The following is a 20164-nucleotide window of genomic DNA, read 5'->3' as shown; positions in this document are numbered from 1 at the left end:
ACAAAATGTCTTTTGATAAAGTGATTTTCAAAAAAATTAAAAGAAAACTTAATCATGTCATTGGGAATCTTTTAGCTCGGACAGAAAGATACAATAATCTCATGGGGAAATATGATAATCTCATGGGGAAATATGATAATCTCATGGGGAAATATGATAATCTCATGGGGAAATATGATAATCTCATGGGGAAATATGATAATCTCATGGGGAAATATGACACCTTATTAGCAAAGGAAATAAGCATCAAAGAGACTTTTAGAGAATCTCGCACTGATATTGAAAAGGAGGCACTATTCCTAGAGCATTTCTATTTGACAAGTGTGTATGTTGCTACTACAGCAGGCTACTATCTCACGCCAAAGGGAGCAAAAACTTTTATAGATGCCACAAAAAAATTTAAAATCATAGAGCCAGTGGATATGTTTATGAATAATCCTGCTTACCATGATGTTGCTAATTTTACCTATCTGCCTTGTCCTGTTTCTTTAAGCAAACATTATGAAATTAGCACTATTCAAGATGTAGAGAAGTCTAATATCTCATTAGAGCCTCCCAAAAAATCATATTACAACAATCTCCTTTATCATAAATTGAATGCAAGAAAATGCTTAAAAGCCTTTCAAAAATACAGCAAAAAATATGCACATTTAAAAACCTAAACAAGTCTCAATAGGGCAAAAAGCTATGTTTTATGATAAAATAGATGCTTTATTAAGGACACCCAAATGGTTTTATATGGTTTGGAAAAATGATATAGTAGCGGAAGAAATATTGTGAGAGAGTGGTTAATAAAATACAAGAATATATTCTTATGTTTTAAGATTTGATTCTTATTATCAAAAAGAGCTGGTTATGATTTCTGTCTATATTATTTCTCTAAAAGATAGTAAAAGGCGTTTGGATACTGAAAAATTGGTTTTAGAATCTAACGAAAAGTTTAGGGGGCATTGCGTTTTTCATATTTTTGATGCTATTAGCCCTAAACACGAAGATTTTGAAAAATTAGTTAAAGAGCTTTATGATGCTTCAAGCTTGTTGCAATCCGATTGGTTTTGTTCTAGTGTGGGTAATGGCTTGAGTTTACCTGAATTAGGGTGTTATTTAAGCCATTATTTTTTATGGGAAGAGTGTGCTAAATTGAATCAACCTGTCATTGTTTTAGAAGATGATGTAGCCTTAGAGTCCAATTTTATCCAAGCCCTAGAAGATTGTTTAAAAAGTCCTTTTGATTTTGTAAGACTCTATGGTGATTATTGGTATTTTCATAGCACAGACTTTAATACTTTGTTTACGCAAACAGCCAATACGGAAAAAAATTTTAAATACTACATAAAAAGCAGGTTAAAAAATCTTTTTAAATCTATCCCCTTATCTCAGATTATTATCCGTATCCCTACAAAAACAGCAGAACTTTTTCAGCGAAAATATTTTAGCAAACGAGAAAAAGAAGCGTTATTCTTAGAACATTTTTATCTTACAAGCGTGTATGTTGCTACTACAGCAGGCTACTATCTCACGCCAAAGGGAGCAAAAACTTTTATAGATGCCACAAAAAAATTTAAAATCATAGAGCCGGTAGATATGTTTATGGATAATCCTACCTACCATGATGTTGCTAGCCTGACTTATGTGCCTTGTGCCTTGTCTTTGAATGGGCATTCCTTTAATAGCACCATCCAAAGCCAACATCAAGGCAATAAGAAAGAAAACAAAAAACGCTATAAAATTGTTTTACCCACTCCCCCTAGAAAAGCGTATTTGAAGCGGCTTTTCAGTTATGCTACCAACGCCAAAAAACGCCTAAAAGCCTTCCAGCAATTTTATGAAAAATACGCCCACTTAGAATCTCACACTTAATCTCACAAACACTCATTTTTTATTTTTCCTTTGATTTGGGCTTACCCTTATCGTTTGGGGTATGGCTTATTTAAATTTTTTATAATATTCATAAACTAATGATTATTTTTTAAACAATAAAATAACATTGAAAGATGGGTCTAGAATTGTGTTTAAAAACTCAAGGGGGCTACACCTATTATTAAAATGCCTAAATTGATGGGGGAATGCTAGAGCCTAAAATTGCTTATAGCAAATACGACCCTAAGCTTATGACAAAAAAGGACATCATGAAAAACGCTAAAAGTGTTTCTATCTATATCGTAGGCATTGTATACTTGCAGTTGTTTTATACTATAGATTTATTCAAGCAAATTAGTGATTGCAGTCCATACTAAAGAATGGCTTTTTTAAAAATGGAGCATTTAAGCGAAGTGAGTGTAGGAGTTCAATGGTAATTTGAGCAAATGGGACAGGATTTAGGTGTTGCTATCCAAGATGCAAATGTTACCATTGATGCTTTTGTAGAAATAGGGCATAATCTTTTTGACATCGCCAAAGAAATTGTAGATATTAAAAAAATCAACTTAAGAACTTCGCAAGAAAGCGTTACGATTATGGAAATTGCTACTAATCTTGGCAACGCCACAAATGAGCTAGACGCCACCATTAATCAATTCAAATCATAAGCATTTTATGATAAAATCCAAGCTCAATTAATACCATTTAAACAAAATTAGGGAGATTAAAATGAATTTAGATAAATTAGAAGTAAGCCATAATGCTAGTGCATTGCATGTTGTGATTGAAATATCCAAGCATTCTAATATTAAGTATGAGCTAGATAAAGAGAGTGGGGCTTTAATGGTAGATAGAGTGCTTTATGGAGCGCAAAACTATCCGGCAAACTACGGCTTTGTGCCTAACACTTTAGGGGCTGATGGCGACCCTGTAGATGTGCTTGTATTAAGTGATGTAGCTTTTCAAGCTGGAAGTGTGGTGAAAGCCCGCTTGATTGGGGTATTAAACATGGAAGATGAAAGTGGGGTAGATGAAAAATTGCTTGCTTTACCTGTAGATAAAGTTGACCCCACACATTCCTATGTCAAAGACATTGATGATTTATCTCAACACACTTTAGATAAAATCAAGCATTTTTTTGAGACCTACAAAGACTTAGAGCCTAATAAATGGGTGAAGGTCAAGGGGTTTGAAAACAAAGAGAGTGCAATTAAGGTTTTAGAGAGTGCCATAAAAGCGTATCAAGGTTAATGGATTTCACAAAGGAGGTATTCATACAAATGACAGTTATTTAAGTATGCAGAAACCCTTTGTTTTAATCTTTTTCAAAGATGGACTAGTATTTAGATAAAAGCAATAAAAAATGTTTCCTAGGTTATGCCTTAACTTTTCAACTTTTATATGGGTTGTTTGGGCGTATGTTTTAAACAACACAATAAGTGTCAACAATAACAATGGATTTCCTTATTATTACGCTGTTATCGTGCTTATTGTAGCTGTTTTAGTGAGTTTTTTATTGTTGCTATTTTGGATTAAAAAAGCCACTAAAGACCCCGAACATGAACAAAACCCTATTGTAATACAAAAAATTTATCCTATCCATAGCGAACAAATACCAGCATTTTTTGCTATTTGTGTGGTTGCTTTTAGCATGAAACCTTATGAAAGTTATAATGGTTGGGTGTTTCTTGGTATCACTCTCTTTCTTTTTTTCTTATTTATGTTGCATAATGTGAGTTATCTTAACCCCATATGGTATTGCCTTTCTTATCGTGTGTATAGAGTGGAGAGTTTAGGCACAAATTATATTTTTATTATGCATAAAAGTCTATATGATAATATATACAAAGAGCTATATAATGAAGAAAATAAAAAATTTGCAGTTTTTCGTGTGGGATTAGACAAACACACTTGGTTTATTTTAGAAATCAACGAAAAAGAAATCAAAGAAAAAAAGGAAAATCATCATGTTAGATAATGGTTTAAGAGCATTTGTGAAACAAAAGGATAAAATCAAAGTCGCCTACAAAATAGGCATTAATAATTCAGAAAGTTTAAAAAACAATCCGTTTTTTACAGAGTTTGATTTGAATACTATTACAGCAATTGAGTTTAAAGGGAATGAAGACTTTTATCCTAAAGAAAGCCATGAATGGCTTGTGATTAAAGATAGTGATTTATCTTTTTTTAAACGCATTAAAGAGTGTTTAAAACAATGCGATAATGCTAAACCTAATTTTAAGGATTTAAGTTTTTTAGCCTTTGTTTATAATAAGTCTATATTAAACATTCAAAAAATAACCCCCAAGTATAAGATTGAAAAGCGTTGGTTTGCATGGCTTGATTTCAATGGGGACGAAGTGCAATATCAATGTAATCTGTATGAAAATGGTATTGAGCTAGGAAATTCTGTTGATGCAATTATTGATTTAAGAGAAAATGCGATTTATTTTAAAAAATTTGAAATTCTAACAGCATTAGATAAGGATTTTATAGAGTATTACAAAGAAGCCACAGAGAACGAGCTAAATACATTCACTAAGGAAATTAAAACCTTAGGTCTTGAAATAACTATGGATTATAAAGATATTAAGCCATTAAATCTTAAAAAAATCAATCTTTTGTTGAAAAAAGATGAAAAGAACAACAATAAGAGTAAATTAGATATTTTTTGTGAATTTTATGATGATTTTAAAAATTATGCTAGGAATTTTAAAAGCCCCTTGTATACAAATGAAAAATTTAAACCCTTAAAAGAAAATAAAGATATTACGGAGCTATTAAAAATACTCAATGAAGATTATTATATGACCTATATTACTAAGAAAAAGCGTGCGACTAATTCTAGCGTTGCTATTTAAGTAATATAATAAATACATTAACAGCATTCTTAATTATGCTACAATGCTTGTTTTTGAAATGAAAGGGTGATATTAATAATGGACTTTTTAGAAAAAGTATTAGACAATCAAGTAACTGACCCTAAGGAATTAGTCAAGCTTTATGGCTATGATTTATACACACTAGGCGAAGTGGCTGATAATTTGCGTCAAAATTTGCATCAAAAAATCGTGTATTTTAATGTCAATAGGCATTTAAACCCCAGCAATATTTGTGCGGATTCTTGCAAATTCTGTGCGTTTTCAGCTCATAGGAAGAACCCTAACCCCTATGAGATGAGTTTAGAAGAAATCGTAGAGAAGGTTAAAAATTCCTACGCTAAGGGGATTAAAGAAGTTCATATTGTAAGTGCTCATAACCCTAACTACTCTTATGAATGGTATTTAAAGGTTTTTGAAACCATCAAACAAGAGATGCCCCTTTTACACTTAAAGGCAATGACTGCCGCTGAAGTGAATTTTTTAAGCACCAAATTTAATAAGCCTTTTGAATTAGTTCTAGAAGATATGCTAAAGGCTGGAGTAGATTCTATGCCCGGTGGTGGAGCTGAAATTTTTGATGAAGAAGTTAGGCGAAAAATTTGTAATGGAAAAGTCAGCTCTACTAGGTGGTTAGAAATCCATTCTTATTGGCACAAACTAGGCAAAATGAGTAATGCAACCATGCTTTTTGGACATATTGAAGATAAAGTTCATCGCATAGACCATATGCTAAGATTAAAAAACATTCAAAGCCCCAAAGTAAAAGTAGAGAATAAAGAAGGGGGTTTTAATGCGTTTATTCCCTTACTTTATCAAAGAGAAAACAACTATTTGAAAGTAGAAAAATCCCCTAGTGCGATAGAAATCTTAAAAACGATAGCCATATCTCGTATCCTTTTAAATAATATCCCCCATATTAAAGCTTATTGGGCGACTTTGGGCTTAAACTTAGCCTTAGTAGCCCAAGAATTTGGCGCTAATGATTTAGATGGCACTATAGAAATAGAGAGTATCCAAAGTGCCGCTGGGGCTAAAAGTAGGCATGGTTTAGAAAAAGAAGATTTAATCCATCAAATCAAGGATGCAGGTTTTATTGCGGTAGAAAGGGATAGTCTGTATAATTTTATACAGAAATTTTAAGGATTTTTAGTGTTTTTAAGAATGAGTGGTTATAATAACGCTACTAGAAACACTTAAGCCAAACCTATTAAGGAAATCAACATTAAAAAACTTGTTCTAACTTCTCTTGTCTTTGTATGTGGAAATGTAAGTGTTGGAGCTTTAGAGAAGAATACGCAACCTGTATCACAAGGCTTTAAACAAAGCGGTTTGACTTCTCAGAAAGAAACACAAAAAGAAAAGCAAAAAGAAATGAGAGTCAAATCCATTTCTTATATCGGACTTTCATACATGTCTGATATGCTCGCTAATGAGATTGTAAAGATTCGTGTGGGTAGTATTTTGGATTCCAAAACAATAGACTCTGCTGTCCTAGCCTTGTTTAATCAAGGGTATTTTAAAGATGTTTATGCGACTTTTGAGAATGGCATGCTAGAGTTTCATTTTGATGAAAAAGCTAGAATTGCTGGAGTAGAAATCAAGGGTTATGGGAGCGAAAAGGAAAAGGACACCCTAAAATCGCAAATGGGAATCAAAAAGGGTGATACTTTTGATGAACAAAAATTAGAGCATGCTAAGGTTGCTTTAAAAACAGCTTTAGAAGGCCAAGGTTATTATGGAAGCGTGGTAGAAGTGCGCACACAAAAGGTCAATGAGGGAGCGTTGTTGATTGTATTTGATGTGAATAGAGGGGGGAATATTCACATCAAACAATCCATTTATGAGGGGAGTGCTAAACTCAAACGCCGTGTGATTGAATCTCTAAGTGCGAATAAGCAACGAGATTTTATGGGCTGGATGTGGGGCTTAAATGATGGGAAGTTACGCCTTGACCAATTAGAGTATGACTCCATGCGTATTCAAGATGTGTATATGCGTAGGGGATTTTTGGACGCTAATATTTCTTCGCCTTTCTTAAAAACTGATTTTTCTACTCGTGATGCTAAGCTTCACTATAAAGTGAAAGAAGGGATTCAATACAAGGTTTCAGATATTTTAATAGAGATTGATAATCCTGTTGTGCCACTAGCAAAACTTCAAAAAGTGCTTAAAATTAAGAAAAAAGATGTGTTTAACATTGAGCATTTAAGAGCCGATGCACAGGTTTTAAAAACTGAAATAGCAGACAAGGGCTATGCGTTTGCCGTAGTAAAGCCAGACCTAGATAAGGACGAAAAAAATGGGCTTGTGAAAGTGATTTATCGCATTGAAGTGGGCGATATGGTGCATATCAACGATGTGATTATTTCAGGGAATCAACGCACAAGCGACAGAATTATTAGGCGTGAAATTTTACTAGGTCCTAAGGATAAGTATAGTCTGAGTAAACTAAGAAATTCAGAAAACTCTTTAAGGCGTTTGGGATTTTTCTCTAAGGTTAAGATTGAAGAAAAAAGGGTTAATAGCTCACTTATGGATTTGTTAGTGAGTGTGGAGGAGGGGCGCACCGGACAATTACAATTCGGTTTAGGGTATGGCTCTTATGGAGGGCTTATGCTAAATGGAAGCGTGAGTGAGAGAAACCTTTTTGGTACGGGTCAAAGCGTGAGCTTGTATGCAAATATTGCTACAGGTGGGGGAAAATCTTATCCAGGCATGCCAAAGGGTGCGGGGCGTATGTTTTCAGGGAATTTAAGTTTGAGAAATCCAAGGCTTTTTGATAGTTGGTATAGCTCTACGATTAATCTTTATGCGGATTATAGAGTAAGCTATCAGTATGTGCAACAAGGCGGAGGTTTTGGCTTGAACTTGGGGCGAATGCTAGGTAATAGAACCCATGTGAGTTTGGGATATAATTTCAATGTTACGAAACTTATAGGTTTTAGTAGCCCTGCATATAACCGGTATTATTCTTCTGTGAATCAAGTAATTATTCCATCTCAACCTATCTGTATATCAAGTTTGGGGTTGCTCTTGGGTATCAAGCATGTGCAAAGTTGTGCAAGTCCTGATTCTATCGTGGTAGGTCATACTAAGCCTGTTACAGGTCTTTGGGATAGGGATTACCACACCCCCATGACAAGCTCTTTTACTTTTGATATTAGCTATGATAATACCGATGATTATTATTTTCCTAGAAATGGGATTATTTTCAATTCTTACGCAACCATGGCTGGCTTACCAGGTCCTGGCACGCTCAATTCTTGGAACGGACTGGGTGGGAATGTGCGTAACACCAAAGTCTATGGTAAATTTGCAGCCTATCATGATTTAAAAAAGTATTTGTTATTGGATTTAATCGCTCGTTTTAAAACGCAAGGGGGTTATATCTTTAGGTATAACACACAGGATTATCTACCCCTAAACTCCACTTTCTACATGGGAGGTGTAACCACCGTAAGAGGCTTCAGAAATGGCTCCGTTACCCCTAAAGATGAGTTTGGTTTGTGGCTTGGAGGCGATGGTATTTTTACCGCTTCTACGGAATTGAGTTATGGGATTTTAAAAGCGGCTAAAATGCGTTTGGCATGGTTTTTTGACTTTGGCTTTTTGACTTTCAAAACCCCAAACAAGGGAGATTTCTTTTACAATGCCCCTAGAACTACGGCAAACTTTAAGGATTATGGTGTTATAGGGGCTGGGTATGAGCGAGCGACTTGGAGAGCATCTACTGGCTTACAGATTGAATGGATTTCGCCTATGGGACCCTTGGTATTGATTTTCCCTATCGCATTCTTTAATCAGTGGGGTAATGGCAATGGCAAGAAGTGTAAAGGGCTGTGCTACAATCCTAACATGGAAGATTACACCCAACGCTTTGAATTTTCTATGGGAACAAGGTTTTAATATGCGAGTAAGTAGTAAAGAAATTTTAGATTTAATGCAAAACGCTCCCTTAAAAGAATTAGGTAAAAGGGCTTTGGAAGTTAAAAATCGCCTACATCCTGAAAACTTGACAACCTTTATCGTAGATAGAAATATCAACTATACTAATATTTGTTTTGTGGATTGCAAGTTTTGTGCGTTCAAACGCACCTTAAAAGAAAAAGATGCCTATGTGCTTAGTTATGAAGAAGTTGATAAGAAGATTGAAGAATTAATCGCAATTGGAGGCACGCAAATTCTCTTCCAAGGGGGGGTGCATCCGCAACTTAAAATAGATTATTATGAAAATTTAGTCAGCCATATTGCACAAAAATTCCCTAGTATTGCTATCCATGGTTTTAGTGCGATTGAAATTGATTATATTTCTAAAATCTCTAAATTGTCTTTAAAAGAAGTTTTAGAAAGATTGAAAAATGCAGGGTTAAGCTCAATTCCGGGAGCTGGGGCTGAGATACTTAGTGATAGGGTGCGTGATGTGATTGCCCCTAAGAAGTTGAGCAGCGATAGGTGGATTGAAGTGCATAGAATGGCTCATCTTTGCGGGATTAAAAGCACGGCTACGATGATGTTTGGAAGCGTGGATAATGAAGAAGATGTAGTGGAGCATTTAGAAAGAGTGCGTAATCTTCAAGATGAAACAGGGGGGTTTAGAGCCTTTATTTTATGGAGCTTTCAGCCTAATAATACCCCTTTAAAGGCTGAGATTCCTAGCATTAAAAAGGCTAGTTCTAATCGGTATTTGCGTTATTTAGCATGCAGTAGGCTTTTTTTGGATAATGTTAAAAATATTCAAAGTTCTTGGGTTACTCAAGGCTCTATGATAGGCCAGCTTGCCCTATTGTTTGGAGCGAATGATTTAGGAAGTGTGATGATGGAAGAAAATGTTGTTAAGGCCACTGGAACGAGTTTTTGCATGAATGAATGCGAGATGATAAATCTCATCAAAGATATAGGAAGTGTTCCAGCTAAACGCAATACGGCTTATGAAATTTTAAAACGCTACCCTATTGAAGAAAAGGCATAGGCATGAAAAAATTTTTTATCATTTTATTATTAGGAGCTATCATGGGCTTACAAGCGAGTGCTTTAATGCATCAAGAGATCAATCAAACTAAAGTCCCTGTGATTTATGAAGAAAATCATTTGTTGCCTATGGGGTTTGTGCATTTGGTATTTAGGGGGGGCGGAAGCTTGGGTGATAAAAATCAACTAGGCTTAGCTAAGTTGTTCGCACAAATTTTAAACGAAGGCACTAAGGAACTTGGCTCAGTGAAATTTGCACAAATTTTGGAGCAAAAAGCCATTAGCTTGAGCGTGGATTCTAGCACAGAAGATTTGCAAATTACTTTGGAATTTTTAAAAGAGTATGAAGAAGAAGCCATAGAACGCTTAAAAGAGCTTTTAAAATCCCCTAATTTCACTCAAAGTGCCTTAGAAAAAGTCCAAACTAGAATGTTGGCTGCACTTTTACAAAAAGAGAGTGATTTTGATTATTTGGCTAAGCTTACCCTAAAACAAGAGCTTTTTGCTAAAACCCCTTTAGCGAATGCATCCTTAGGCACCAAAGAGAGTCTTCAAAAAATCAAGCTAGATGATTTGAAACAGCAATTTTCTAAGGTTTTTGAATTAAGTAAATTGGTGGTTGTGCTTGGGGGGGATTTAGAGATTAAGCAAACTCTTAAGCGTTTAGATAACGCTCTTAATTTCTTGCCAAAAGGTAAGATTTATGATGAACCCTATTTTGAAACTAGCGATAAAAAACAAGAAAAAATCCTTTACAAAGACACGCAACAAGCTTATGTGTATTTTGGTGCACCCTTTAAAGTGAAGGATTTAAAACAAGATTTAGCTAGGGCTAAGGTGATGATGTTTGTGCTTGGGGGGGGCTTTGGCTCTCGCCTAATGGAAAAAATCAGAGTCAAGGAAGGCTTGGCTTATAGTGTGTATATCCACTCTAATCTTTCTAAAACGGCTTATTTTGCTAGTGGCTATTTACAAACGAAGTTAAGCACTCAGGCTAAAAGTGTTAATTTGGTTAAAAAAATCATTAAGGAGTTTACGCAACAGGGCATTACCCAGCAAGAACTAGATGATGCTAAGAAGTTTTTGCTGGGTTCTGAGCCTTTGCGTAATGAGACGATGTCAAGCCGCTTACACACTAAGTTCAATCATTTTTACTTAGGGTTGCCTTTGGATTTTGATAAAACCATACTAGAGCAAATTCAAAAAATGAGTTTAAAGGAAATCAACGATTTTATTAAGGCTCATGCAGAAATCAATGATTTGACTTTCGCCATTGTTACTAATAAAAATCTTAAAACGCCTTCGCATGCAAGTAAGGATAATTGATGCAATTTGAAACCATAATTGGATTAGAAGTCCATGTCCAGCTCAATACTAAAACTAAGATTTTTTGTGCATGTTCTACAAGCTTTGGAGAAGCCCCTAATAGCAATACTTGTCCTGTATGCTTAGGCTTGCCTGGAGCTTTACCGGTATTGAATAAAGAAGTGGTAAAAAAAGCCATTCAGCTAGGCACGGCTATTGAAGCAAATATTAATCAAAATTCAGTTTTTGCACGAAAAAACTATTTTTACCCTGATTTACCTAAGGCCTATCAAATTTCGCAATTTGAAATTCCTATTGTGAGTGATGGGCAACTAGAGATTGAAACAAAGCAGGGCATCAAAATGGTGCGTATTGAAAGGGCTCACATGGAAGAAGATGCCGGTAAGAATATCCATGAAGGTAGCCATTCTTTAGTGGATTTGAATCGTGCTTGCACCCCGCTATTAGAAATTGTAAGTAAACCTGATATGAATAGCCCTGAAGAAGCCATAGCGTATTTGAAAAAACTTCATGCCATAGTGCGTTTTATTGGCATTTCTGATGCGAACATGCAAGAAGGGAATTTCAGATGCGATGCGAATGTGTCTATTAGACCAAAGGGTGATGAAAAGCTTTATACTAGAGTAGAAATTAAAAATCTCAATAGTTTTAGATTTATTGCTAAAGCGATTGAATATGAAGTAGAACGCCAAAGTATTGCATGGGAGAATGGGCGTTATAATGAAGAAGTGGTTCAAGAAACACGCCTTTTTGATACCACAAAAGGAATAACTATTTCTATGCGTGATAAAGAAGAGTCCGCTGATTACCGCTATTTTAGAGAGCCTGATTTATATCCTGTTTTTATTGATGAAGCCCTTTTAAAAGAAAGCAAAAAGATTAATGAATTGCCTAGTGCTAAAAAAACTCGCTACATGAAGGACTTTGATGTTAGAGAAGATGATGCAAATTTATTAGTGAGTGAGCCTTTGTTAGCACAATATTTTGAAGATATGCTCAATTTTGGGGCTAAGGCTAAAACAAGCGTAACATGGCTTTGTGTAGAGCTATTAGGGCGTTTGAAAGCTGAAGCTACCTTAGAAAATTGTGGGATTACTTCTTTAATGCTAGGCACTTTGGCTAAGCGCATTGATGAAGGCAAGATTTCAGGCAAGAGTGCTAAAGATTTGCTAGATAGGTTGCTAGAACAACATGGGGGCGATGTGGACTTGCTTATTGAGACATTAGGCTTGTCTCAAGTCAATGATGAAGCAGAGATTTTAAAAGCCATAGATGAAGTGCTTCAAAACAATAGCGATAAGGTCGCTGAATACAAAAGCGGTAAGGATAAACTCTTTGGATTTTTTGTAGGACAAGCCATGAAAAATCTCAAGGGGGCTAATCCTAGCGTCGTGAATACTATTTTGAAAGAGAAATTAAATTCATGAGAAAAATTTTTTCTTATGTTTCTTGTTTTTTATTGTTTTTAGAGATGGTCTATGGAGTGCCTAAAGTAGAAGCTTTACAGGGGAAAAAACCAGAGAGTTCTTTGGATAAAAAAATCCGCCAAGAGATGAAAGCTAAAGAAACAAAAACTAAAGGAGTGAAGCCCAAAATAAAGGCTAAAGCGGAAGTTCATCATGTTGAAGTAAAAAACAACACGCAAAAAATGACTTCTTCCAAAGCAAAGGGAGCTCAAAAACCCACTCAAAGCACTCAAAACTTAGTGAAAAAGCCTAGTGGGAAAGACAAAGTAACTAAAGAGAGCGAGAATGAAAGCCCTAGCTCTCAATTCAATTCAATTTTTGGTCATTCTAATAACGCTATGAGCAACACGCCTGAAGATAAGGTGGTGGGGGGGATTTCACTTTTGGTGAATGGTTCACCTATTACACTTTATCAAATTCAAGAAGAACAAGAAAAATCTAAAGTTAGCAAAGCTCAAGCACGAGACCATTTGATAGCAGAGCGGATTAAAAACCAAGAGATTGAGCGTTTAAAAATCCATGTAGATGATGACAGATTAGACCAAGAAATGGATATGATAGCCAGACAGCAAGGCATGGATTTAGACCATTTCAAGCAAATGATTATGAGTGAGGGGCAGTATAAAGCTTATAGGGAGCAACTTAAAGAGCATTTGGAAATGCAAGAATTGTTGCGTAATATTTTGCTTACAAATGTAGATACCAGCTCTGAAACTAAAATGCGTGAGTATTATAATCAGCACAGAGAGCAGTTTAGTATTCCTACTCAAGTAGAAACCGTGCGTTACACCTCAAGCAATCAGCAAGATTTAGAGAGAGCTATGACAGACCCTAATTTGGAAGTTCCAGGCGTGAGTAAAGCTAATGAAAAAATAGAGATGAAAACCCTAAACCCCCAAATCGCTCAAGTCTTTATTTCGCATGCACAAGGCTCTTTTACGCCCATTATGAATGGTGGGGGGGGGCAGTTTATTACCTTTTATATCAAGGAAAAAATAGGTAAAAATGAAGTGAGTTTTAGCCAAGCTAAGCAATTTATTGCACAAAAATTAGTGGAAGAATCTAAGGATAAAATTTTGGAAGAGCATTTTGAGAAATTGCGTATCAAAGCTAAAATTGTCATGATTAGAGAGTAGCTTGTTAGATTGTGCAACATTTTAGCTTTCTCTATAAAGACTCTCTTTTCTCTATTGCGTTATTAACCTTTATTATTGCCCTTGTAATTTTATTAGAACAGGCTAGGGCTTATTATGCTCAAAAGAGAAACCAGCGGTTTTTGCAAAAATTTGCTAAAGCTCAAAACGCTTATGCTAGTAACAAAGCTTTAGAAGAGCTTTTAAGGCATGCAAATTTTTCTAGTCTATTTTTTTTGGCTCAGGCGTATTTTAAAGGTGCTGATTTTCAAATGAGTATTAAAATCCTTAAAGACCTTTTGACGCGCTCTTTAGAAAATGAAGAAAAAATAGCTGTTTTGGATTTGTTAGCTAAAAGTTATTTCAGTATGGGATATTTACAGAAAACACAAAATACCTTGAAAGAAATTTTGCGTTTTTCTCCAAGAAACATAGAAGCATTATTGAAACTTATGCATGTGTATGAGTTAGAAAAAGACTATTCAAAAGCCCTAGAAACTTTAGAATGCCTAGAAGAATTGCAAGTTTCAGAAATTGAGACTACTAAGAATTATTTATACATGATGTATTTGATAGAAAATAAAGAGAGTGGGGATAAAATTTTATATGTAGCTCATAACCATCAAGCCTTGAAAAAAATCGCTTTAGCCTATTTGAAAACACACCATTTGGAACTTTTTTGGCAAGAGATAGATAAAACGAAGTGTTTGGAAAACTTACTAGACCTTTTATGGGGCATGCAAAATATTCCTTCTTTTATTTTAGAAAAACATGCCGTTTTACAAGAAATTGCACGAGCTAAAGGGCTACTTTTAGATGACAAACCTTGTAATATTTTTGAATTAGAAATCATGCGTGTTTTGAGAAAAAGTCCTACAAAAGCAAGCCTAACTTTTGAATACCGTTGCAAAAATTGCAAGCAAATCCTACCTTTTGAGAGCCATAGATGCCCCATGTGTTATCAACTAGCTTTTATGGAAGTTGTGTGTAAAATTTCTAAAGAAACTTATAAGGAAACTTTTTATGAAGTTACAAGAAATTGAAATTTTTTGCGATGGCTCATCTTTGGGAAATCCAGGTCCAGGTGGCTATGCGGCGATTTTACGCTATAAAGATAAAGAAAAAATTGTGAGTGGGGGCGAAAGTCTAACCACAAATAACCGCATGGAATTAAGGGCATTAAATGAGGCCTTAAAGGTTTTAAAATCCCCTTGCAAAATCACGCTTTATAGCGATTCGCAATATGTATGCCAAGCGATTAATGCTTGGCTAGATAGTTGGAAAAAGAGAAATTTTGCTAAAGTAAAGAATGTAGATTTATGGCAAGAATTTTTAGAAGTGTCAAAAACGCATTCTATTGTTGCGATTTGGGTTAAAGGGCATAATGGGCATGTTGAAAATGAACGCTGTGATAGTCTAGCTAAATTAGAGGCACAGAAACTTAAAAAGTGAATTTGTATAAGGAAATGATTATGAAAGAAAAACACCTTAAGCATGCGAACAATCCTTATGAAACTTTAGAAAGAGCGTTAGGATACTCTTTTAAAGACAAGCGTTTGTTAGAACAGGCTCTAACGCATAAATCTTGTAGGCTTGCTCTGAATAATGAACGCTTAGAATTTTTAGGCGATGCGGTGCTAGATTTGATTGTAGGCGAATTGCTATACCATAAATTTTATCAATACAATGAAGGAAAGCTCTCCAAATTAAGGGCTTCTATAGTGAGCGAACAGGGTTTTACCAAACTTGCAAAAGCCATTTCTTTACATGATTATTTGCGTGTGTCAACTTCAGAAGAAGTTTCTAAAGGAAGGGAAAAGCCATCCATTTTATCAAGTGCTTTTGAGGCCTTAATGGCTGGAGTGTATTTGGAAGCCGGATTAGATAAAACACGCAAAATTACAGAGAGATTGCTCAATCGTGCATATAAACGCCTAGATTTAGAATATTTATTTGCTGATTACAAGACTGCCTTACAAGAACTTACACAGGCGAAATTTGGAGTTATTCCTAAATACGAATTGCTTAAAGAGAGTGGGCCAGACCATCATAAAGAATTTGAAATAGCTCTTTTTATCAACAATACTATCTATGCTAAAGCTAAGGGCAAGAGCAAAAAAGAAGCCGAGCAACAATGTGCTTTACAAGGACTTAACAAACTCAAGGAACAAGAGTGAATACCTTAGGGCATTATTTAAGGCTCACTACCTTTGGAGAATCGCATGGGGCTATAATAGGGGGAGTATTAGATGGCATGCCTAGTGGGATTAAGATTGATGTTGAATGGTTAGAAAATGAAATGAAACGCCGTCAAGGGGGGCGTAACGCTTTCACTACGCCACGAAAAGAAGATGATAAAGTAGAAATAATAAGTGGGGTTTTTGAAAATTTTAGCACCGGCACACCTATAGGGTTTTTAATCCATAATAAAAGGCCTAGAAGCAAGGATTATGAAAACATTAAAAACCTTTTTAGACCCAGCCATGCAGATTTTACTTATTTTCACAAATATGGCATAAGGGATTTTAGGGGTGGGGGAAGAAGTTCAGCCAGAGAGAGTGCTATAAGAGTGGCAGCAGGGGCGTTTGCTAAAATGCTTTTAAAAGAAATCGGCATTGTTTGTGAAAGTGGGATTGTTGAAATAGGGGGCATTAAAGCAAAAAAATATGATTTTGACCACGCTTTAAAAAGTGAAATTTTTGCCCTAGATAAAAACCAAGAGATAGCCCAAAAAGAAATCATTCAAAACGCCAAAAAAAATCATGATAGCATTGGGGGAGTGGCTCTCATTAAAGCTAGAAGTGTGAAAAAAAATCACAAACTTCCTATTGGTCTTGGCGAAGGATTATACGCTAAATTAGACGCTGAAATCGCTAGAGTGATGATGGGGCTTAATGGGGTTAAAGCTGTAGAAATTGGTAAAGGTATAGAAAGTTCTCAATTAAAAGGCTCAGAATATAATGATTTAATTAATAAAAAGGGTTTTTTGAGTAATCATAGTGGGGGGATTTTAGGGGGAATGAGTAATGGAGAAGAAATTATTATCAAGGTGTATTTTAAACCCACACCAAGCATTTTTAAACCCCAGCAAACTATAGATATTCATAATAATGAATGCGAATGCCTTTTAGAAGGTAGGCATGACCCTTGTATTGCTATTAGGGGTAGTGTGGTGTGTGAAAGCTTGCTTGCTTTAGTGTTAGCAGATATGGCATTACTCAATTTAGGCTCAAAAATAGAGCATCTAAAAACGATTTATAATGAGAATTAAACGAAATTGGATACAATTCTAAGAAAGGATATTGAGTGGAAAAATTACCTAAAAAACAAAATCTATCAAAATTCACTTCGCAAAAACTCATTAATAGTCTCAAAACACAAAAAAATAAAGCCTTGCTTAAAAAAATCAGCCCTAATGAAATGCTTCTAGAGTTAGAAAAAGGGGCGTTTAAAAATAATGAAGCCTACTTTATTTCTGATGAAGAGAATAAAAATTATGTTTTAGTGCCAGATAATGTGATTAGCATTATGGCAGATAACGCTAAAAAAGCGTTTGAAGCAAGGCTTAGAGCGGAATTAGAAAGAGATATTATCACCCAAGCACCTATTGATTTTGAAGATGTGCGTGAGGTTTCATTGCAATTATTAGAAAATTTACGCCAAAAAGATGGGAATTTGCCCAATATTAACACGCTAAATTTTGTCAAGCAGATTAAAAAAGAACACCCTAATTTATTTTTTAACTTTGATAATATGTTTAAACAACCTAATCTCAATGAAAGTAATTTTGACAATAGCGATGAGGAAAGTTTTTAATGCAAACAATGGAAAGTATTGATTTTGAAAAGTTTTCTAAATACTCAAAGCCAGGACCTAGATATACAAGCTATCCTACCGCCGTGGAGTTTAAAGAAGGTTTTAATGAAGAGAGTTTAAAAACGGCGTTTTTTTGCCATGACAATCTTAAAAATCCCATGCCACTATCACTTTATACGCATTTACCCTTTTGTAGGAGTGCGTGCTATTTTTGTGCATGCTCAGTCATTTATACAAGCCTAGAAGACAAGAAAACTCGCTATATTAGCTATCTTAAAAAAGAATTAAGCCTTTTAAAAAACGCTATGAATACGAATAGGGAAGTCGCACAATTCCATTATGGCGGTGGCACACCGACCTTTTTCTCACCCATTCAATTAGATGAGATTACAGAAAGCATTCAAGAAGTTTTTCCTAACTTTAGCAAAGATATTGAGATGAGTTGCGAGATTGACCCTAGGCATTTTACTAAAGAGCATATGCAAACCTTATCTCAAAAGGGGTTTAATCGCCTAAGCTTTGGGGTGCAAGATTTTGAATTTGAAGTCCAAAAAGCAATCCATCGTATCCAACCTTTTGAAATGGTGCAAAACGCTGTGAAACTCGCTAGAGATTATGGCATTAAATCCATTAATTTTGATTTGATTTATGGCTTACCTAATCAAACCAAAGAGAGCTTTTTAAAAACTTTAGAATTAGTTTTAGAGTTAAACCCCGATAGATTAGCGGTGTTTAACTACGCCCATGTGCCTTGGGTTAAAAAAACGATGCGTAAAATTGATGAAACCTTATTACCAAGCCCTAAAACTAAGCTAGAGATTTTGGAAGCTTTGATTAGGTTTTTGGAAAAGGCAAATTACAAAATGATAGGCATGGACCATTTTGCAAAAAGCGATAATGAATTGTATTTAGCCCTTCAAAAATCAGAGTTACGGCGTAATTTTCAAGGCTATACCACTAAGAAGTTCACTCAGACCATTGGCATTGGACTTACAAGCATTGGTGAAGGGGGCGATTATTACACGCAAAACTATAAAGACATGCAAGATTATGAAAAAGCCCTTGATTTAGGGCATTTACCGGTAGAAAGGGGGGTGGCACTCACCAAAGAAGATGTGCTAAGAAAAGAAGTGATTATGCAAATGATGAGTAATTTAAAATTAGATTATTCTAAGATTGAAGAGAAATTTCATATTGATTTTAAAACACATTTTGAGAAAGAACTAGAAAAATTAAAGCCTTATGAAGAAGTGGGCTTACTCTGTTTTGATTCTAAGGGGTTTGAGATGACAAGAACCGGTGGCATGCTTGTAAGAAATATTGCTATGGAATTTGATGCTTATTTGCGTGGGGGAGAAGAGCAATTCAGCAAAACCCTATGAGCGAGAATATTTTTGAAAAAGTAGGGGAGACTTGTGTTAAATGCGCTAAGTGTGTGCCAACTTGCACCATTTATCGCATTCATAAAGATGAAAGCACTTCGCCTAGGGGCTTTTTGGATTTAATGCGATTAAACGCTCAAAATAAGCTTAAATTAGACACTAACCTAAAAACCATTTTAGAAACTTGTTTTTTATGCACCGCTTGTGTAGAAACTTGCCCCTTTCATCTACCCATAGATACCCTAATAGAAAAAGCTAGAGAAAAAATCGCTCAAAAATATGGCATTGCTTGGTATAAAAAATCTTATTTTTCACTCTTAAAAAACAGACAAAGAATGGATAGGGTGTTTTCTATAGCACATTTTTTAGCCCCTTGTGCGTTTAAGCAGTCAGGGGATAGCCTAGAACCTAGAATGGCGTTTAAAAGCTTATTCAAACGCTTTAATAAAAGCACACTTCCCCCCTTAAACAAAAAAAGTTTTTTACAAACGCACTCAAAACCCAAGCCTTTAGAAAATCCCATTCAAAAAGTAGCGATTTTTATCGGTTGCTTGAGTAATTACCACTACCAACAAGTTGGCGAGAGTTTGCTCTATATTTTAGAAAGGCTTAACATTCAAGCCATTATTCCTAAGCAAGAATGCTGTGGGGTTCCGGCGTTTTTTACCGGCGATAAAGATACCACGCTTTTTTTAGCTAAAAAAAACATTGAACTCTTTGAAAGCTATTTAGAAGAAGTCAATGCCATTATCGTGCCTGAAGCTACATGTGCGAGCATGCTTATTAGAGATTATCCTAAACTCTTTTTGGAGCAAAAAGATGAAAAGGAGTATTTAAAGCGTTTAGAAAAAATCACGCCTAAGATTTATCTCTCAAGCGTGTTTTTAGATAAATTCACGCCATTAAAAAGTCTTTTAGAAAAAACCCCAAAAAGAAAGCAAGAGAGCATTACCTATCATGACCCATGCCATGCGAGAAAAACCCTAAAAGCCTATCAAGAAGTGCGAAACTTATTAAGCACTCATTATGAAATCAAGGAAATGCAAGATAATGAAAAATGCTGTGGCTTTGGGGGGATTAGCTTGCAAACCAATCATTCAAAATTATCTTCAAAAGCGGGACTTCTTAGGGCTAAAGACATTAATAGCACTCAAGCTAAGATTGTGAGTGCAGAATGTGGGGCATGTCATATGCAACTTAATAACGCCCTAAAAACTTTAGATAAAAATAAAAGCCCGCAGTTTTTACACCCCCTAGAATTAATCGCTAAAGCCCTAAAAGAGACAAGCAACCCTTAATTTTAAATTTTTTAAGATTAAATTTTGGGTTTT

Annotated in this window: 20 protein-coding genes; all 20 read left to right on the top strand. The window is 35.2% G+C overall.

What is annotated here, in order from left to right; all coding sequences use genetic code 11:
• Window positions 1-5: 5 nt before the first annotated feature.
• Window positions 6-662: a glycosyltransferase family 25 protein gene (locus HCD_RS05370; protein ID WP_014659559.1), complete on the top strand. Its 657-nt coding sequence runs from the start codon at window positions 6-8 to the stop codon at window positions 660-662.
• A gap of 193 nt (window positions 663-855) precedes the next feature.
• Entirely contained in the window at window positions 856-1860 is a 1005-nt protein-coding gene (locus HCD_RS05365; protein WP_014659558.1) for a glycosyltransferase family 25 protein, read from the top strand.
• Window positions 1861-2066: 206 nt separating this feature from the next.
• Window positions 2067-2237 carry a hypothetical protein gene (locus HCD_RS09340; RefSeq protein WP_158308557.1) on the top strand — a complete coding sequence of 57 codons (171 nt, stop codon included), beginning with the start codon at window positions 2067-2069 and terminating at the stop codon, window positions 2235-2237.
• Window positions 2238-2306: 69 nt separating this feature from the next.
• Complete coding sequence (locus tag HCD_RS05360; protein ID WP_014659557.1) at window positions 2307-2528, top strand: hypothetical protein; 222 nt, start codon at window positions 2307-2309, stop codon at window positions 2526-2528.
• A 61-nt stretch (window positions 2529-2589) separates the two neighbouring features.
• Complete coding sequence (gene ppa, locus HCD_RS05355) at window positions 2590-3111, top strand: inorganic diphosphatase (protein ID WP_014659556.1); 522 nt, start codon at window positions 2590-2592, stop codon at window positions 3109-3111.
• 112 nt (window positions 3112-3223) lie between these two features.
• Window positions 3224-3838: a hypothetical protein gene (locus tag HCD_RS05350; RefSeq protein ID WP_014659555.1), complete on the top strand. Its 615-nt coding sequence runs from the start codon at window positions 3224-3226 to the stop codon at window positions 3836-3838.
• Complete coding sequence (locus HCD_RS05345) at window positions 3828-4721, top strand: hypothetical protein (protein ID WP_014659554.1); 894 nt, start codon at window positions 3828-3830, stop codon at window positions 4719-4721. Before HCD_RS05350 ends, HCD_RS05345 begins: the two co-directional genes overlap by 11 nt.
• Before the next feature lie 78 nt (window positions 4722-4799).
• Window positions 4800-5882, top strand: coding sequence for an aminofutalosine synthase MqnE (mqnE, locus tag HCD_RS05340; protein WP_014659553.1), 1083 nt, complete (start codon window positions 4800-4802; stop codon window positions 5880-5882).
• 81 nt (window positions 5883-5963) lie between these two features.
• The gene (gene bamA / locus HCD_RS05335) at window positions 5964-8648 is read left to right on the top strand and encodes an outer membrane protein assembly factor BamA (RefSeq protein ID WP_081482787.1); all 2685 of its coding nucleotides are present in this window, start codon (window positions 5964-5966) and stop codon (window positions 8646-8648) included.
• A 1-nt stretch (window position 8649) separates the two neighbouring features.
• Window positions 8650-9711, top strand: a complete 1062-nt coding sequence (locus HCD_RS05330; RefSeq protein ID WP_014659551.1) for a dehypoxanthine futalosine cyclase — start codon at window positions 8650-8652, stop codon at window positions 9709-9711.
• Between the two features lie 2 nt (window positions 9712-9713).
• The gene (locus HCD_RS05325) at window positions 9714-11036 is read left to right on the top strand and encodes a M16 family metallopeptidase (RefSeq protein WP_014659550.1); all 1323 of its coding nucleotides are present in this window, start codon (window positions 9714-9716) and stop codon (window positions 11034-11036) included.
• Complete coding sequence (gene gatB / locus HCD_RS05320; RefSeq protein ID WP_014659549.1) at window positions 11036-12463, top strand: Asp-tRNA(Asn)/Glu-tRNA(Gln) amidotransferase subunit GatB; 1428 nt, start codon at window positions 11036-11038, stop codon at window positions 12461-12463. The genes HCD_RS05325 and gatB overlap by 1 nt, the downstream gene beginning before the upstream one ends.
• Window positions 12460-13638, top strand: a complete 1179-nt coding sequence (locus HCD_RS05315) for a SurA N-terminal domain-containing protein (RefSeq protein WP_014659548.1) — start codon at window positions 12460-12462, stop codon at window positions 13636-13638. The genes gatB and HCD_RS05315 overlap by 4 nt, the downstream gene beginning before the upstream one ends.
• Before the next feature lie 11 nt (window positions 13639-13649).
• Window positions 13650-14678 carry a tetratricopeptide repeat protein gene (locus HCD_RS05310; RefSeq protein WP_014659547.1) on the top strand — a complete coding sequence of 343 codons (1029 nt, stop codon included), beginning with the start codon at window positions 13650-13652 and terminating at the stop codon, window positions 14676-14678.
• Window positions 14659-15087 carry a ribonuclease HI gene (rnhA, locus tag HCD_RS05305; protein WP_014659546.1) on the top strand — a complete coding sequence of 143 codons (429 nt, stop codon included), beginning with the start codon at window positions 14659-14661 and terminating at the stop codon, window positions 15085-15087. The genes HCD_RS05310 and rnhA overlap by 20 nt, the downstream gene beginning before the upstream one ends.
• A 20-nt stretch (window positions 15088-15107) precedes the next feature.
• The gene (gene rnc / locus HCD_RS05300; RefSeq protein WP_014659545.1) at window positions 15108-15812 is read left to right on the top strand and encodes a ribonuclease III; all 705 of its coding nucleotides are present in this window, start codon (window positions 15108-15110) and stop codon (window positions 15810-15812) included.
• Window positions 15809-16906: a chorismate synthase gene (aroC, locus tag HCD_RS05295; protein WP_014659544.1), complete on the top strand. Its 1098-nt coding sequence runs from the start codon at window positions 15809-15811 to the stop codon at window positions 16904-16906. Before rnc ends, aroC begins: the two co-directional genes overlap by 4 nt.
• A gap of 35 nt (window positions 16907-16941) precedes the next feature.
• Window positions 16942-17451 (top strand): DUF2603 domain-containing protein, encoded by a 510-nt coding sequence (locus HCD_RS05290; protein WP_014659543.1) that lies wholly within the window; start codon window positions 16942-16944, stop codon window positions 17449-17451.
• Between the two features lie 8 nt (window positions 17452-17459).
• Window positions 17460-18833 carry an oxygen-independent coproporphyrinogen III oxidase gene (hemN, locus tag HCD_RS05285; protein WP_014659542.1) on the top strand — a complete coding sequence of 458 codons (1374 nt, stop codon included), beginning with the start codon at window positions 17460-17462 and terminating at the stop codon, window positions 18831-18833.
• A complete protein-coding gene (locus HCD_RS05280; RefSeq protein WP_014659541.1) occupies window positions 18830-20131 on the top strand; it encodes a (Fe-S)-binding protein in 1302 nt (433 codons plus the stop codon). Before hemN ends, HCD_RS05280 begins: the two co-directional genes overlap by 4 nt.
• The last annotated feature ends 33 nt before the right edge of the window (window positions 20132-20164 follow it).

The sequence above is a fragment of the Helicobacter cetorum MIT 99-5656 genome, assembly GCF_000259275.1.
Classification (GTDB): domain Bacteria; phylum Campylobacterota; class Campylobacteria; order Campylobacterales; family Helicobacteraceae; genus Helicobacter; species Helicobacter cetorum.
This window is presented reverse-complemented; position numbering and strand designations above follow the sequence as displayed.

Bases quoted from the DNA above. Each gene is read 5' to 3' on its own strand.
- HCD_RS05370 (WP_014659559.1), top strand. From the start codon at position 6: ATGTCTTTTGATAAAGTGATTTTCAAAAAAATTAAAAGAAAACTTAAT.
- HCD_RS05365 (WP_014659558.1), top strand. From the start codon at position 856: ATGATTTCTGTCTATATTATTTCTCTAAAAGATAGTAAAAGGCGTTTG.
- HCD_RS09340 (WP_158308557.1), top strand. From the start codon at position 2,067: ATGCTAGAGCCTAAAATTGCTTATAGCAAATACGACCCTAAGCTTATG.
- HCD_RS05360 (WP_014659557.1), top strand. From the start codon at position 2,307: ATGGGACAGGATTTAGGTGTTGCTATCCAAGATGCAAATGTTACCATT.
- ppa (WP_014659556.1), top strand. From the start codon at position 2,590: ATGAATTTAGATAAATTAGAAGTAAGCCATAATGCTAGTGCATTGCAT.
- HCD_RS05350 (WP_014659555.1), top strand. From the start codon at position 3,224: ATGTTTCCTAGGTTATGCCTTAACTTTTCAACTTTTATATGGGTTGTT.
- HCD_RS05345 (WP_014659554.1), top strand. From the start codon at position 3,828: ATGTTAGATAATGGTTTAAGAGCATTTGTGAAACAAAAGGATAAAATC.
- mqnE (WP_014659553.1), top strand. From the start codon at position 4,800: ATGGACTTTTTAGAAAAAGTATTAGACAATCAAGTAACTGACCCTAAG.
- HCD_RS05330 (WP_014659551.1), top strand. From the start codon at position 8,650: ATGCGAGTAAGTAGTAAAGAAATTTTAGATTTAATGCAAAACGCTCCC.
- HCD_RS05325 (WP_014659550.1), top strand. From the start codon at position 9,714: ATGAAAAAATTTTTTATCATTTTATTATTAGGAGCTATCATGGGCTTA.
- gatB (WP_014659549.1), top strand. From the start codon at position 11,036: ATGCAATTTGAAACCATAATTGGATTAGAAGTCCATGTCCAGCTCAAT.
- HCD_RS05315 (WP_014659548.1), top strand. From the start codon at position 12,460: ATGAGAAAAATTTTTTCTTATGTTTCTTGTTTTTTATTGTTTTTAGAG.
- rnhA (WP_014659546.1), top strand. From the start codon at position 14,659: ATGAAGTTACAAGAAATTGAAATTTTTTGCGATGGCTCATCTTTGGGA.
- rnc (WP_014659545.1), top strand. From the start codon at position 15,108: ATGAAAGAAAAACACCTTAAGCATGCGAACAATCCTTATGAAACTTTA.
- hemN (WP_014659542.1), top strand. From the start codon at position 17,460: ATGGAAAGTATTGATTTTGAAAAGTTTTCTAAATACTCAAAGCCAGGA.
- HCD_RS05280 (WP_014659541.1), top strand. From the start codon at position 18,830: ATGAGCGAGAATATTTTTGAAAAAGTAGGGGAGACTTGTGTTAAATGC.